Raw genomic sequence first — 14,113 nt, 5'->3', positions numbered from 1 at the left:
ATAAAAAATCCAGTTAGTAAAACTGGATTTTTTTAGTCGTATTTTTGTTCCACCAATTAGGATAAAAATTCCACCATTCCTCAGCTTGACTAAAAGAGTCTCTTATCAAAAAAGTCCTTACCGCTAAATGCAGAAGGAATTTTAATGTAATTTATAATTGATTCTTTTTTCTTACTAATTCATCTCTATCGGAAGCCATTGGAGGCTGTTCCAACCATCCATTTTTAATCATGATATTTGCTCCATCTTCAGAATACATCTGAATTTCCAAGGATAGCCTGTTATACATTGCACTAAGATCTCCTCTAGGACTTTGACTAACAGCTGTACCATAATAGCCAACGCTCAAAGAAATCAAACCACATGTGAAGAACATCATCAGTTTATCAGAAAAAGTACGGGATGTACTATTTGTTATTTCTGAATCCCAGCCCATGGGTGCAGGAAGTTTACTTTCCTCTAGCTTACTTCTAAAAATTTGAATATGTTTATTCCCAACTTCTAAACCCTTTAAAAAAAATTGTTTTACATCCTTATCCTTTGCAACCTGACTAAATCCAGTAAGTGCAGCTACTCCAAGAGCGTTTCTTTGCAGATTCGCAAATAAATTATCGACTTCTGCTGCAACTAATGGTCTTTTTTCTCCAAACACATCTAACATAAACCATTGCTTTTTTACAAATTCAACCTTTACTAAATTAGGCAGACTAGGAGACCTGACAAACAATCCTTTAGACAATAATAATTCAGTTGACTTATCATATAATTGCATTGTTTCTGTAAGACAATCCATGTAATAGGATTTAATATCACTTCTTACAGATGTTCCAACACTAGCAGCATATGTTGTAAGTCCAACCTTAGACATTTGGTTTATAAAATTTAGTACAAAACTGTCGGAATAAAGTCTAGGAGCAGTTAAATCCACATCCTCTTTAATACTAAAACCATATGGAACTACATTTTTCTCCTCTGTTAGTATTGCTGTAATCTTTTGAATATGTAACTTTGATAATTCTAAAGCAAATTTAATTATAGCTTTTATTTCAGCATCCTCAGCTTTTTCTAGAAAATATGTAAGAACACATAGGCTTGAGCTATCATTTAAGTATTGAAGCCAAAGTTGACCAATCTCACCCGCTGTTAGCCTAATCTGCTTTTCTTTTTCATCCATAAGTAACCCTCCAAAAAAGTTATACTAAAATTTACCTTCCCCAGAAACTACCTATAGTATGTAATAGTCACCGGTCACCTACCTAATTGGAACATGAAAATAGATAATAAAAAAGAAAATAATCGGAATAGAGATTATTAAAGCAACTGTTGGGTATTTATAATGCAGCCTAAGCATAACAAAAATAATAGCATTAAAGAAAACTGACCAACCTATTGTCCACCCATTATGATGGGAAATTAAGTTTAAAAACCGCAAATTTATGTATTCAATTATTGAAAACAAAGATACCCAAAATAATATCCATAAACCCATATTTAGTTTTTTCTCTGGAAATCTTCCAAGAAATATCAAGACACTTGATGGATAAGCAATAAACATAATTAATAACGTTATAATAGTGTGATTTGGCAGTACAGCAAAACCAAAAATACTTTCCTTATATTCCCACATCCTGTAATTATAACAAAGAAAATTATAGAGCAAATCACCAAACCATATAAATAAAATTGTGGAATGATATTTCCTCCAGTTCCGCCAGTCACCCCATATTATAGCTGCAATGAGAAATAAAGCATTGAATAATAAATGCATATTATCAGCCTCGAATTCCTTTTTACTCATATAATTTATTCAACTATACGGTTCTCTGAAGCAAGAACCATTTCGGAACATTTTTAACTTCATTTACCTAGTACACCATATAACCGAGATATTCCATTACGTTTTAATGTATCCAAGTAATAATAAAAAAATATTATTAAAAAGCAATCAAGATTCAAAAACCTTAACATACCAATTTCTTATTGAAGTAACCTGCCCCATTAGCACAATAAGAAAAGCTCCACAATTGGCATAACGGGTTCTCCCTTTGGAGAGAAAGCTGCAAATTAAATTGAGAAATGACAGACTAAATAGCCATTTATATATAGGAGCTTCATTGCAAAGGGATTAAATAGTAATTGTCGAATATGTAAAAGAGTAATATTATCGGGGGTTCTTGAATGAAAAAAACACTTATGATTTTATCAATATTTACTATATTCCTTATAACTCTTATTGGTTGTTCAAAAGAAGTCCCTAAAGAGTTCGATTTAAACAAACTAACTAGAGTTGACATTCAACTATTCGCTGATGAACACATTGACAATGAAATAATCATTTCAGAGGAAGAAAAGATAAAAACTTTAAGAGATGTATTTGCAAAAATTGAGTGGGAACAGAACGTAAAGGCTAATATGGCTCGAAAAGAAGATGTGAAAGCCACTTTATTCTACACCTTTGACAAAAATATGCCAGAAAGATTATTTGAATATTTTATCTGGTTCAATCAAGGCGATGCATCAGCAACGATAATTGACAGAGAAAAAAATGCTTTAGGCACATTAGAAAAAGAAGATGCCCAAACACTAAAAGATATTTTGTTGAATGACTAAAGAGCAGATATGACCTGCTCTTTTTGAATGATTTAGTGTGCATGTAGTTACCTCAGCAGCGAATGAAACCCCTAATTTCGCTAATGGTTTGTTTTTAACTTGTCTTATTCCACTAACTGTCCGTTTGCAAACAATGATTTTCAATCCTGTCTGATTGTGCTTAAAAGTACAAACGTTAACACAATCAAGTTTGGCCACTAATGACTAGAGCCCTTTTTACCCGAGTTTTATCTTCTAGCGATCATCTCGATTTCAACTTGTGCACCAAGAGGGAGGGATGACACACCTTTAGTTGTACGAGCAGGATATGGCTCGGAAAATTGTTTAGAATACACTTCATTCATTGCTGTGAAATGATTCATATCAGTTAAGAATACATTCACTTTTTCAACATTATCAGGAGTTAAACCTGCTGATTCCAATACATTGAAAAGATTCTTAAAACATTGATTGGTCTGTTCAACAATATCACCTTCTACAAGCTTTCCAGTCTTTGAGTCTACTGGGGTTTGCCCAGATAAAAATATTAAATCTCCAGCTTCAATTGCGTGTGAGTAAGGACCAACAGCAACAGCTCCAGATGCATTAAAAGCCTTTCTTGACATATTAAACTCCTCCTTTAGATATAAGCATTCCAAATGTCAGTTGTGCTAGGGGCAATATTAATGAAACTTTGAGAAAGAAAGATGCTGAAAGTTTTCTATTCATTGGATTCGCTCATTGAATGGCAACATTCGCTCATTAAACCCGAAATCGCTCATTGAACATCATAAATCCGCTCATAGACGGGTTGGGCCGTTAGATGAATAATGGTTGAAGTGTAAATTCCATCGAAAAAGAAACATTTATGAGTTTCAATTTATAATTATTTATTCAATCGTTCATATTGGTGGTCAATAAATTTCTTTACTGATTCATCCCTATTTAACAACGTTCCATCTAAATCAAATAGGACAGCCTTAATCATGATCTACCCCTCTTCCCGAATACATTTTTTCTATATACGAACTTCCTTTTAATAAATACTTCTCGGCCTTTGCTAATATTTCCTCCTTCTTCTATTAACCTTAAATGGTCACAGCCAACTTACCTAAATGATGTTTTATATGTAAAGAGACAAACCTTCTAAACTAAAACATAACCAACCTTTCGACTAATTTCTATAGTTTATTTCTTATGCAAACATTTGCTTGAAACAGCAGTAAAGTAGGATCTATAAGGCTTTCCCATGGAAACCTGAAAAAGAAATTGTCGAGAATTGCCAGGGAAATTTACAAGGAATAGCCCATATATTCACAAAATCCAACTAGTTACACGTGAACTTACATGGTTCTATCAAATCTGTGTCATTCCGATATCAATTAAACGTTCGTTTGAAAGCAGACTCAACCCGCTCCAATCCTGAACTCCCTTCGCGAAGGCCCAAAAAGAAGGTCGAAACCTGTCCCTAAATGTACGTAGAAACAAATAGAGTAGACACATGAAGAGGTTTCTTGCGCCTACTCTATAGATTCATATGGTGGTGGGGATTTAACTGACCAACATATGAAAAATGGGAGCTTAAAAATTTGCCAAACACCAACGTAGACGGGTTCTTCTTCGACGTTCGTACCTAAAATTCACTCAAACATCCAAGTAGACGGGTTCTACTTCGGCGTTCGTACCTAAAATCCACTCAAACATCCAAGTAGACAGGTTCTACTTCGACATTCGTACCTAAAATTCACTCAAACATCCAAGTAGACGGGTTCTTCTTCGATGTTAAGGCCCAAAATCCACGAAAACCTCCAAGTAGAATAATTCTAGATACTTCTTTTAAGTCGCATTTGTCCAAAAATATGTCTTAAGTCCAAAGATTTGTGTCGTAAGTTACGTCGCACTCATCCCCTATTCCGTCGTATCACTATCCACCTAAAAGGATATCTCATGGAAGTTGATCCGCCCACTAGATCAAACTTAAAATATCACGGCTTTCGGTCATAAGAACGAATCCAGAAAACGACTGAAGTATAATCCCCACAGATTGGGCAAAAAATAACCGTAATTACGTGCCAAGGGGAACCAGTTGATGAAATTTTTGGAGAAAAGGAAAAAGAAAAAGATATTTGATTTTCCAAGTAAACACTTGAATGAATCGTTGGATACATTACCGGAAATTCCTCTTGATCCGGAGTTATCTAAAAATATGGAAAGGCTAAAATCAGCCTATAAAGATTGTTCGGATGTGATATTTCGCGAATTTACTATTGGCAGCAGTGTCAATGCCGTTCTTCTTTACATAGATGGTCTTTCTAATACGGAAGAAGTCGATCAGCATGTACTCATGCCGCTGATCAGGATGAAAGACCTTGATTGCGATGCGGTATTTGAGTGTACGAAAAAGGAAATATCCATTTCGGATCTCAAAGAGATTTATTCGATTTCTGATGTTTTTAAACAAATCTCAATAGGGAACCCGATTATTCTAATGGAAAAACAGACAAAAGGAATTTCCATCGGGCTGCCGAAGTGGGAAAAGCGCAGTATTATGGAACCAGACGCGGAATCAGTCATTCGCGGTCCTAGAGAAGGGTTTATTGAAACATTACGCGTAAACACCTCCCTGTTGCGCAGGAAAATTCGTCATCCATTATTAAAAATGAAACAAATGACGATTGGCCAATATACAGAAACACCTATCATCGTGGCTTATATTGAAGGAATCGCCGACACCACTCTAGTTAATGAGGTGACCAGCAGGCTTAAGCGAATCAAGATTGATGGCATTTTAGAAAGCGGATATATTGAGGAAATGATCATTGATTACCCGTATTCTCCTTTCGCACAAGTCTTAACAACAGAACGTCCGGATGTAGCGGCAGCCTGTCTTTTGGAAGGGCGTGTTGTGATCTTGATTGACGGCACCCCTATCACTCTCATTGCACCATGTACGTTTGCCACTCTCTTACAGTCACCGGAAGATTATTATAATCAGTTTTACATCAGTACCTTTATCCGCTGGCTGCGCTATATGTTCTTTTTCATCTCGCTGCTTGCCCCATCAGCGTATGTGGCAATCTTAACGTTTCATCAAGAAATGGTTCCAACCACGCTGCTCTTAACGATCGCTGAAAGCCGTGAACAAATTCCTTTTCCGGCATTGGTTGAAGCGTTTATCATGGAAATCACGTTTGAGGCATTAAGGGAAGCAGGTGTGAGGCTGCCAAAACAAGTGGGTGCTGCTGTTAGTATCGTCGGGGCTTTGGTCATTGGACAAGCTGCGACCGCGGCAGGCCTGGTTTCATCACCAATGGTCATGGTGGTCGCCATTACGGGAGTCGCCTCGTTTTTAATGCCAAGATATGCGACCGGCATATCGACTCGAATCCTGCGCTTTCCCATCATGATTTTATCGGGGATGCTAGGACTATTGGGTGTTATGCTCGGAATTACTGCCATTGTCGCACATTTATGTAATCTAAAATCCTTTGGTGTACCCTATTTCAATTCAACTGGGGCGCTAAAGGTTCACAATTGGAAGGATATCCTAATTCGGGCTCCTTGGTGGGCAATGGATACTCGTCCAAGCCTTTTTTCAAATGATTCGAGTGACTTAATGCGTGAGGCCAGTAACCAAAAGCCTGATCCAAGCAAAGGTGGCGACGGAAGTTGAGTGGTATGATTCGATCGGTTAAGAAAACCTGCCCTTTCATCCTCCTAGTATGCTTGACTTCGTTTTGCCTAGCAGGCTGTTGGGACCGAACCGAAGTGAATGATTTAGCTCTTATTTTGGCATCAGGTATAGATAAAGGGAAGAAAAATAATATCGAACTCTCCGCTCAAATATTTATTCCACGCGCCCCACAAGGCGGAGGACAATCCGGGATGTCTAGCGGAAGCAGCAGCGGCCAGTCATTTGTCAGGTCGGCTGAAGGGGAAACGGTCGCAGATGCGATGGCACGACTCCAGGAAGAACTTACGAGAGAAATTTTTTGGGGGCAAAACGAGGTGCTCATTATTGGAGAAACATTAGCAAAGGAAGGAATAAGCGACGAAATTGATTTTTGGATGCGGCACTCGGAACCCCGTATTCGTGCCGACGTGTTTGTGGCGAAAGGAAGGCCTAAGAATGTTTTGCAGGCCATGCCTGAATTGGAAAGAAGCACCTCAAAACAACTTCGCAAAATCGTCAAAACACATATTGGTGTGAAAGTAACGGTGAAGGATTTTTCGCAGATGCTGTCAGGTGAATCCAATGCAGCCGTACTCCCTTGGGTGGAAAACCTGGACCCATCCATGATGGATTCAAAAAAGGCCATTCCAATCATTAACGGAGCCGCTATTTTTAAGGATGGAAAAATGGTAGGAAAATTAGGTGATAAAGAAACAAGGGGGATTCTTTGGCCAAGAAATGAGATCAAATCAGGTGTGATTACCATCTCTTTTCAAGACGAAAAAGGGTACATCTCCTTAAATATAATTAGAAGCCATAGTGAATTGATCCCCACCATAAAGGATGGAAAATGGGGCATGCACATCAAAACAAACGTAGACCTGGAAGTGATTCAAAATACGACAACACTTAATTTTCTGGATCCAAAGGTCATAAAAAAAGTCGAGCAAAAGGTTGGTGTGGAAATCAGGCAAAGAGAACAGTTAGCTTTTTCGATTGTAAAGAAAGACTTACATGCTGATATTTTTAATTTTGCTGATGAATTCCAAAGGAAATATCCACAAATTTGGAAACAACATAAAGAGGAGTGGAATGAAATTTTCCCACAAATCGCCCTTTCATTTGAAACGAAGGTAAATATCAAAAGAACCGGTATGGCAACTGGAACCCGTAAAAAAGGTGCTGCACGATGAAGGTGGCAGGAGTACTGGGAGTAACCATTTTACTTGCGCTCATCTTTTTGTCGCAATGGCCGATATTGAAAAAAAATAAGAAAAAAGTAAAAATGGCCTTTTTATCACTGATGCTGATTAACTGGATTCTTGCTGTTTTACTTGTTGTGTTTCCAGATATGCCGGGGCCAGGGCAACTAGTGGATTTCATCTATCAGTCATTTGAACCATTTTGGCAGTAGACGCCTTTTAGAAGAGGACTGAACAAATATGATTGAAAAAGGTAAAATTTCTTACTTGGAATTAGCCCTTATTATGTATGCAACCGTTATCGCTACGGCTATTCTTTACATTCCATATGTCACCGCCCAGCATGCAAAGCGTGATTTATGGCTGTCGCCCATTTGGGGTTCTTTGAGCGGCTTTCTGATTGTCCTGATTATTGTAAAGCTTTCTAGGCTTTTTCCGGGGAAAACGCTAATCGAATATTGTGAACTTATTCTAGGCAGGACCCTTGGCAAAATTCTCGCTTTCATTTACTTGTTTTTTCTCCTGCACGATACGGCAATCGCATTTAGGGAATACGGTGAGTTCATTGGAAGTGCTTTTTTGCATAAAACACCGATCATTATTGTTACCGGAAGTATTGCCCTTTCTTGCGCAATTGCTGTTCATGGAGGCATTGAAACGATTGGACGATGCGCGACGATTTTTTGGCCGATTGTTTTGGCCCTCTACATCCTGATTTATGTTTTTCTCATTCCTGACTTGAATGTAAAAAATATATTTCCCATACTGCAAGATGGGGTAATGCCCTCTATTAAAGGTTCCCTTGCCCCACTCGCCTGGTTAAGTCAATTTTCATTGATGTCGTTCCTCATCCCTTCTTTACGGAAACAACAAAAGGTCATGAAATGGGGAATGTTATCGCTTATTGCCAGTGTGATGACAATGGTATTTATAAATCTTGGAAATCTATTATTATTTGGAGGAATTATTTCCAACCTGCAATTCCCCGTATTTGAGGCGGCAAGGTTTATAAGCATCGGCACTTTTTTTGAACATGTGGAGTCAATCGTCATCGCCGTTTGGATTCTTGGCGGTTTCGTCCAGCTTTCCGCCTTTTTTTATATGCTAGTGCTTGGCACGTCCCAATGGCTGACACTGCCCAGTTATAAACCGTTTATCTTACCCATTGGTTTTTTAATTATTTTATTTTCAATCTGGTCGATCCCCTCGTTTGAGGACATGATTCGGGGAATGGGGACAACTGTGCCCTTTTATTTCTTAACAGTACAGCTGCTCATTCCTATTTTACTGCTATCAGTTGCGCTAATCAGGAGGAGATGATGAATGGTCCTACATCGGTGGTTGCGCTTGAAAATTCGTGAAACCCCTACGTAGACCGCTTCTACGTCGGGGTTTGGGTTGAAAAATTCACGAATTCCATACGTAGACCGCTTCTACGTCGGGGGTGACTTTGTAATAATGGCGATCATGTCCATAACCAGAAATGGTAAAAAAAAGAAGTAACGATAACTAAGAACATATAAGAAGTACAAATTAAGCCGAGTAAAACAAGGAAACATAACGAAAGTTTTCTAATTAGAACCATTTGGTACCTCCTTAGAAATAAATATTTATGTTTACCTCATTGTAATTTTCGATGTTAAATTTTCTTTAGGATTTTTGTAAAGTAATCTTTTAGTTTGTGTAAATTGGACTTTGACACGCCACGACCATTCTCCACCATTTTCACGAAATATACATCCTTTCGAGCAATTTCCATAGTTGCTTTCCTATGCAAACATTTGATTGAAACAGCAGTAAAGTATCGCCCTAAAAGGATTTCCCTTGCATACATGGAAGATCAACGCTTCAACATTTCCCCCACTTACTTCTTCCAATAGCAAATCAAAATTTTCCTTCCCATTATTACATAGTAATCCAGTCCCAACATTTATAAGGAAAAAGACCTGTTTTCTTCCTATTTACAGATTTTTCATACTCTATTAACCTATGCTCAACAATGCTCCTATATTTTTAAAGAGAAATACATAAAACGTATAGGGGATGATTGCAAAATGAAAAAGAGTTTAATTGCTAGTCTTGCTTGCCTGTCCTTGTCCGTCACAACTGCTGCGCCATATGCCGTTTTAGCCAAGCCGATTGAAATGTCCGTAACGGATAATGGACAATCAACATTAACACCACTAAACTCCGATGTGGCCGTGATTGCCCACCGCGGTGCCTCTGGATACGGCCCGGAACATACACTTGCCGCCTATAAACAGGCGATGACAATGAAGGCCGATTATGTCGAATTTGATTTACAAATGACGAAGGATGGCCAATTGATTGCCATGCATGATGAAACATTGGCGCGGACGACCAATGCCAAGGAACTTTATCCAGACCGGGCCCCATGGCGGGTAAAGGATTTTACTCTAGAAGAAATCCAGCGTCTCGATGCAGGCTCATGGTTTAATAAAGCCTATCCGGATCAGGCAAAACAAGCGTACATCGGGCAGAAGGTTCCCACACTGGAGGAAGCCATTGAATTCGTTAAGCAGCACGGTAATGGCAAAGCCGGTCTGTATATGGAAACAAAAGCTCCAAGTGTGTACCCGGGAATGGAAGAGAAAGTAATTGAAATCTTGAAAAAAACCAAAGTCTTAGAGACTGAAAAACTATTTCTTGAATCCTTCAGCGAGGAGAGCCTTCGTAAGGTACACAATCTTGCCCCAAATGTTAAACTGATTCAGCTTTATAATGCTAGTATGCTGAAAGGGAAAGATGTGTCCCAGGAGATGCATCGAATCTCTGATTATGCTTCTGGTGTAGGTCCGAGCAAAGAACTGGTGGTTCCAAAGATGATGCAAGCTGCACATCAAAACAAGCTTCTCGTTCATCCGTGGACCGTCAATTCTCAGGATGATATGGTTTCCCTAACCTCACTTGGTGTCGATGGGCTATTCACAAACTACCCGGATCAGTTTGAGAGTCTGCTAGACAAGCCGTATATTTCACACGGGATTGCAAGCGGTGATGTGACCGATTCTTCAGCCATCTTATGGACTAGGACCAACGAAAAAGCAAACGTGCAATTTGAAATTTCTACAGACAGTACGTTTAAACACGATACAATGGTCAAAACAGCACCTGCAAATAGTACGAACGATTTTACCGTAAAGGTAGAAGTGGACGGATTAAAGGCGGATACTACCTACTACTACCGGGCACATGCTGTTTCCAGCAAGTATACCGTCAATGGTTCATTTAAAACGGCACCGGGGGAAAACAGCTTAAAACCATTGACAATGGTTTGGGGCGGCGATACAGGCGGCCATGGCGAGATTCCGCCATACAAATCATTCGAAGCGATGTCCGCAGTCAATCCAGACTTCTTCCTGTTCAGCGGGGACACGATTTATGCGGATAGCCCTACCCCGGCAGTGCCGAATCCTCCTTCGCAAACGGTAGAGGATTTTTGGGCGAAGTATAAAGAAATCCGGACCGATAAAGGATTCCGCAGCCTGCTGCAGAAAACAGCGACCTATGCCATTTGGGATGACCATGAAGTAACAAATGACTTTTCAGGCCCATCCCAGCCGCTGACTCCAACTGGATTACATGCGTTTAAAAACTACTACCCCATTTCTAATGAACGCAGTGCAGAGGACAAGCTGTATCACAAGTATTCTTGGGGCAACGCGATGGATATGGTGATCCTAAACAACCGGGGTTACCGCTCTCCTAACAACCAGGCAGATGGGCCAGATAAAACCATGCTAGGGAAGGAACAAGTAGAATGGCTGAAGCAGCAGCTTCTTGAGTCAGATGCAAAAGTAAAACTGGTCGCATCTTCTGTGCCAATCTCCTTTCCAACTGGAAAAGCCATGGCTAGAGATGGATGGGCAAATGGAGACAATGTAAACCCAAATGATCCAACAGGGTTTGAGAACGAGTTCAAGGAAATCTCTGATTTTATCATCGAAAAAGGAATCAAAAATGTTTTCTTCGTCACAACAGATGTCCACTTTGCCGAAGTAATCAAATATGACGCCAATCAAGATGGTAAGACGGATTATAACGAATTGATCAGCGGACCAATCGGAGCGGTAAAGATCAATCCAGGGACACTGGATCCAACTTTCGGCCCGGAGAAATTATATGCTGAAGGCAATTTCTTTAACTTCGGCGTGTTCCGTGTGGATCCTGCAGCGAAGCAAGCGATTGTAGAAATTCAGGATGAAAACGGAAAGGTTCATTTCAGCCATACGTTCCAGCTGGAGGATTAATCCACAGGAACGGTTGATCCGGCATTTCCCACTTTTGCTTGTCAAAAAAGGCCGGCAGAAGAACGAAATCGCTAACGCGATGGCTCTTTAAAAGCCCCCACAAACCAAAAAAGTATAAAAAAAATGAAAAAGTATGTCCTTTGTGATATTGTTTAATCGCCAAACCAAACAATACAAAGAAAGACATACTTTTTCATATGACAATTATTATATCATGGACAACTCAAAAGATATACCACAATATTTTCCTTATGTTTGGAAGAGCTCCACCTATCTTCTGATTATTGATTTGCAACTAGAATAATCAATCATCAGGAGGTAATATCATGAAACAATATGAACAAAAAGTGGAGCTATATTTCGAACTTAAAGGTACCCCAGATTCCTCAAGGGAATCCTACTGGAGAAGAATGCAGGCTTTTTTAATCTATATGCAGGATCGGCAAATGCCTATTGAAGACATGACCCAGGAGGATATCCAACTATACATCCTTTATCTAAAAAGAGATAAGGGGCTTTCTGCAGGAACAATTAATAATTACATTTCAGCGGTTAAATTTTTCTATACCTACGTATTAGATAAAGAATGGAATCCTAGAAAAGTTCCAAGGATGAGAAGAATTCAGAAGCTACCTGTCATTCCTGCTAAAGAAGATGTACTTTTACTATTAAATTCTACCGTCAATTTAAAACATAAAGCTATTCTAGTATTAATTTATGGTAGTGGTCTTCGTGTGAGTGAAGTAGCGAAGCTAAAAATTAGTGATATCTGTAGTAAGACCATGCGAATTCGAGTAGACCATGCAAAACACAATACCAACAGGTATACGATACTATCTCAGACAGCACTGGAAGTGCTTCGCGAGTATTTTAAAACATATTTCCGGGCTAAAAACTATAAAACTAGTGATTGGCTGTTTCCAGGTAGAAACGAAACGGACCATATTAATGTCAAAACCATTAAGAACACCTTGATTAAACTTAGGGACAAGCTCCATCTTGACTCTACCATCTCTGCACATACATTAAGACATTGCTTTTCTACCCACTCCTTAGAAGATGGAGTCGAACCAGTATTTATCCAACAGATGCTTGGGCATAAGAGTCTTAAAACCACACTAACGTATTTGCACATGACTTCTAAAAGTTTAATGGGCGTTAAAAGTCCATTAGATTGTAAGGAGAATCATGAAGGATGACTAGTGTTCAAGATATATTTAGGGCATTCTATCCCCAATATAAAGAAAAATATAAACCATCTCCTGAACAGGCCAAAGCAGCCAACGACATCATAAGATGTCGAACTTCAGATTTAGGTGGACATGCCTATGAATGTGAAACATGCGGTCATACCCAGGTTCGATATAATTCATGCCGAAATCGGCACTGTTCCATGTGCCAAGGGGTTAATAAAGAAGTTTGGGTGGACAATCGAAAAAAGGACATTCTCAATGCCCCCTATTTTCATGTCGTATTTACCATGCCGGAACAGTTGCACATGGTAATCTATCATAATCAGAAGCTACTTTACGATTTAATGTACAAATGCGTTGCGGAAACCCTAGCGGAACTTTCAACAGATAAAAAGTATCTAGGTGCACAAATTGGCTTTTTCTCTGTCTTGCATACATGGGGCCAAAACTTGCATTTCCACCCTCATATTCATACTGTTGTCTTGGCCGGTGGACTTTCCAAGCAGAACCGTTGGCGTAGCTCGAGTAAAAAGTTCTTTATTCCAGTTAAAGTACTATCCAAGAAGTTTCGCGGAAAGTATCTGTATTACCTAAAGCAATATTATGAACAGAAGTTGCTTGTTTTTTATAATGACGCCAAAAAATACGAAAATCCAAAACAGTTCCAAAGTTTAATAGATAAATGTTACTCACTGAACTGGTATAGCTACACCAAACGGACATTTTCAGGTCCCTTGGCTGTCGTTCAGTACCTTGGGCGATATACACACCGAATCGCTATTTCTAATAATCGAATTGTTTCAATGGGTAAAGACACAGTTTCCATTCAGGTGAAGGATTATCGAAATAATAATCAAAAGAAGACCGTGACCATGAAGGCTGTTGAATTTATTCGCCGATTTCTCATGCATATTCTCCCGAAGGGATTGGTAAAGATCAGACACTATGGTCTACTGGCGAATCGAAATAAGAAAACCAAACTTAAACTATGCCGAAAATTAACCAATAGTCCAACTTACCAACCTAAATTCTCTGGACTTAGTACCGTGGAAATTGTCTCTATTATTGCAGGAAAAGATGTCACGATATGTTCAGCCTGTAATAAATCACACCTTAGGTCTGCCATCCTAGGAGCAGTACCATGATTTTAGAGAAAAGAATATCCTTTAAAAAAGCCTCTTTAGT

11 protein-coding genes and 1 pseudogene are annotated in these 14,113 nt (G+C 39.0%); 8 read left to right on the top strand and 4 right to left on the bottom strand.

Annotation, left to right across the window (positions count from 1 at the left end; translation table 11 throughout):
- Positions 1 to 151: 151 nt before the first annotated feature.
- Both ACO1D1_RS20945 and ACO1D1_RS20940 read right to left on the bottom strand, forming a co-directional pair.
- The gene (locus tag ACO1D1_RS20945) at positions 152 to 1,174 is read right to left on the bottom strand and encodes a DUF3231 family protein (protein ID WP_423336958.1); all 1,023 of its coding nucleotides are present in this window, start codon (positions 1,172 to 1,174) and stop codon (positions 152 to 154) included.
- Positions 1,175 to 1,252: 78 nt separating this feature from the next.
- Complete coding sequence (locus ACO1D1_RS20940) at positions 1,253 to 1,768, bottom strand: CBO0543 family protein (RefSeq protein WP_423337005.1); 516 nt, start codon at positions 1,766 to 1,768, stop codon at positions 1,253 to 1,255.
- Positions 1,769 to 2,178: 410 nt separating this feature from the next.
- Here ACO1D1_RS20940 and ACO1D1_RS20935 point away from each other — a divergent pair, with 410 nt between their 5' ends.
- Positions 2,179 to 2,610 carry a hypothetical protein gene (locus ACO1D1_RS20935; protein WP_423336957.1) on the top strand — a complete coding sequence of 144 codons (432 nt, stop codon included), beginning with the start codon at positions 2,179 to 2,181 and terminating at the stop codon, positions 2,608 to 2,610.
- Between the two features lie 227 nt (positions 2,611 to 2,837).
- On the opposite strand, the gene ACO1D1_RS20930 is transcribed toward ACO1D1_RS20935, so the two are convergent.
- Positions 2,838 to 3,215: a RidA family protein gene (locus ACO1D1_RS20930; RefSeq protein WP_423336956.1), complete on the bottom strand. Its 378-nt coding sequence runs from the start codon at positions 3,213 to 3,215 to the stop codon at positions 2,838 to 2,840.
- 269 nt (positions 3,216 to 3,484) lie between these two features.
- Positions 3,485 to 3,577: pseudogene (locus ACO1D1_RS20925) on the bottom strand (L-2-haloalkanoic acid dehalogenase); the annotation flags it as partial.
- Positions 3,578 to 4,678: 1,101 nt separating this feature from the next.
- Here ACO1D1_RS20925 and ACO1D1_RS20920 point away from each other — a divergent pair.
- The 7 genes from ACO1D1_RS20920 to ACO1D1_RS20890 all read left to right on the top strand — a co-directional run bounded on the left by ACO1D1_RS20920 (position 4,679) and on the right by ACO1D1_RS20890 (position 14,073).
- The gene (locus ACO1D1_RS20920) at positions 4,679 to 6,262 is read left to right on the top strand and encodes a spore germination protein (protein ID WP_423336955.1); all 1,584 of its coding nucleotides are present in this window, start codon (positions 4,679 to 4,681) and stop codon (positions 6,260 to 6,262) included.
- Between the two features lie 5 nt (positions 6,263 to 6,267).
- Complete coding sequence (locus ACO1D1_RS20915; RefSeq protein WP_423337004.1) at positions 6,268 to 7,455, top strand: Ger(x)C family spore germination protein; 1,188 nt, start codon at positions 6,268 to 6,270, stop codon at positions 7,453 to 7,455.
- On the top strand, positions 7,452 to 7,676 hold the full coding sequence (locus ACO1D1_RS20910; protein WP_423336954.1) for a hypothetical protein: 225 nt from the start codon (positions 7,452 to 7,454) through the stop codon (positions 7,674 to 7,676). Before ACO1D1_RS20915 ends, ACO1D1_RS20910 begins: the two co-directional genes overlap by 4 nt.
- 28 nt (positions 7,677 to 7,704) lie before the next feature.
- Complete coding sequence (locus ACO1D1_RS20905; RefSeq protein ID WP_423336953.1) at positions 7,705 to 8,784, top strand: GerAB/ArcD/ProY family transporter; 1,080 nt, start codon at positions 7,705 to 7,707, stop codon at positions 8,782 to 8,784.
- A gap of 734 nt (positions 8,785 to 9,518) precedes the next feature.
- Positions 9,519 to 11,735, top strand: coding sequence for a glycerophosphodiester phosphodiesterase family protein (locus ACO1D1_RS20900; protein WP_423336952.1), 2,217 nt, complete (start codon positions 9,519 to 9,521; stop codon positions 11,733 to 11,735).
- A 326-nt stretch (positions 11,736 to 12,061) separates the two neighbouring features.
- A complete protein-coding gene (locus ACO1D1_RS20895; protein WP_423336950.1) occupies positions 12,062 to 12,934 on the top strand; it encodes a tyrosine-type recombinase/integrase in 873 nt (290 codons plus the stop codon).
- Entirely contained in the window at positions 12,931 to 14,073 is a 1,143-nt protein-coding gene (locus tag ACO1D1_RS20890) for an IS91 family transposase (RefSeq protein WP_423336949.1), read from the top strand. The genes ACO1D1_RS20895 and ACO1D1_RS20890 overlap by 4 nt, the downstream gene beginning before the upstream one ends.
- Positions 14,074 to 14,113: the final 40 nt, after the last annotated feature.

Origin of the sequence: Neobacillus sp. 19, from assembly GCF_049463095.1 — a bacterium.
Lineage (GTDB): Bacteria > Bacillota > Bacilli > Bacillales > Cytobacillaceae > Neobacillus.
This window is presented reverse-complemented; position numbering and strand designations above follow the sequence as displayed.